Below are 1,631 nucleotides of genomic sequence, written 5' to 3' on the forward strand. Positions count from 1 at the left end.
TCTGTTTTTTGATTTTGGATTTTAGATTTTGAAACTCGTGGGTGTTTTAGATCCCCGACTTCTTAAAGAAGTCGGGGATCTGTGACCCCTCGTAACTAATGTGGTTAAGTACTAGAATTTTGACGTTTAACAAGTTTTGGTTTGGGAATGGGTATAGACTTTGCCTTGGGAATGGGTTTAGACTTCGGCTTAGGCATTGGAGTAGTATTTTCTAGAAGGGTATAGTTTTCAACAGCTTTAGTGATTGACTTTACTTGCTCTAGGGTTAGACAATCAGGATAGCTAACCATTGTTTGCAGTAATGGGCGAATGCCTTGAAAAACTGGTACTGATACTAAGTTGCAGTCAAATGTAGTAGGGTGTTAGAGGAGATAAACACGATAAAAATAAGATTTTACGGGTGCATATGGCTCAAGTCACGCAAGCCTTTCCTCATCTAGACTTAGCAACTGTAAAGCAGAAACTAAAGTTGGCATCATCCTATTGGGAAAGACAAAAATGGCAGGTTATATATAATGCGATCGCAGACCCAAGAACAGCAGGAGAGATTGCTTTGCACATAGGGGTATCGAAAGGGTTTGTACGAAAAGTAATTCAGCAATATAACCGTCAAGGAGAAATCGGGCTATCAACACCGGGGAAAGGGGGTAGGCATAATTGCTATTTAAGCTGGGAGCAAGAAAAAGAACTGATAGATTCGTTTAAAGAAAAAGCGTGTCTTGGTCAGGTTGCAACAGCAATACAAATAAAATTTGCCTACGAAAAAGAATGTGGTTTTATCGTCCATAAAACTACAATTTACCGACTATTAAAACGGCATCAATGGCGTAAAATTGTTCCCAGACCATCTCATCCCAAAAAAGACCCAAATGCTATTGAGCAATTTAAAAAAACTTTCCCGATTTGGTAGAACAAGTTAATCAATCAAGAGACCCATGTGACAGGCGACCTCTATTATTAATGGCAGGAGATGAGGGAAGGTTTGGTCGTATTGGAGAAGTCCGTGCGTGTTGGTCTCCAGAAGGTATACGTCCAACTGTACCTAAGCAACAAGTTAGACAATATATTTATGCTTATGCAGCAGTTGCACCCGAATTAGGTCAAATGACCTGTTTAACTTTGCCCTATGCCAATACTAAAATGATGAATTTATTTTTGTCACAAATATCTCTAGAATTTGCCGATTATTTTGTGATTTTACAATTAGATAAAGCATCTTGGCATCGCTCTAATTGTTTAAATGTTCCTGAAAATATTCGTTTGATTTTTCAACCGGCTCATAGTCCAGAATTAATGCCTGTTGAACATATCTGGGAAGATATTCGAGAAAATCATTTTTATAATCAAGTTTTTCAATCTTTAGACCAAGTTGAGGATGTACTGTGTCAGGGCTTAATCCAACTTTGTTCTGATTGCGATCGCCTGCGTTCTTTAACTTTTTTTCCTCATCTAAGGGTACTACCTTTGAATGCAACTTAGTATTAGATGACAACTGTCGATAGTGATATGTGACGGTAAGAGGCAGGGGGAAAAGACGCAGGAAGCGGGGGGAGCAAGCCCATAAAAACAACAAAATCAATAACCCAAGTATTGCTATTATGTAAGTACATAACGTATGTACATCATGAGCA

At 38.6% G+C, this 1,631-nt stretch carries 3 protein-coding genes; 2 read left to right on the plus strand and 1 reads right to left on the minus strand.

What is annotated here, in order from left to right:
* Positions 1-104: 104 nt before the first annotated feature.
* Positions 105-290 (minus strand): hypothetical protein, encoded by a 186-nt coding sequence (locus tag F6K52_RS36035; RefSeq protein ID WP_293089974.1) that lies wholly within the window; start codon positions 288-290, stop codon positions 105-107.
* A gap of 116 nt (positions 291-406) precedes the next feature.
* Between F6K52_RS36035 and F6K52_RS36040 the strand changes: the two genes are divergently transcribed.
* Complete coding sequence (locus F6K52_RS36040; protein WP_293089976.1) at positions 407-910, plus strand: winged helix-turn-helix domain-containing protein; 504 nt, start codon at positions 407-409, stop codon at positions 908-910.
* On the plus strand, positions 904-1,479 hold the full coding sequence (locus F6K52_RS36045) for an IS630 family transposase (RefSeq protein ID WP_293089978.1): 576 nt from the start codon (positions 904-906) through the stop codon (positions 1,477-1,479). Before F6K52_RS36040 ends, F6K52_RS36045 begins: the two co-directional genes overlap by 7 nt.
* The last annotated feature ends 152 nt before the right edge of the window (positions 1,480-1,631 follow it).

The sequence above is a fragment of the Moorena sp. SIO3H5 genome (assembly GCF_010692395.1).
GTDB lineage: Bacteria > Cyanobacteriota > Cyanobacteriia > Cyanobacteriales > Coleofasciculaceae > Moorena.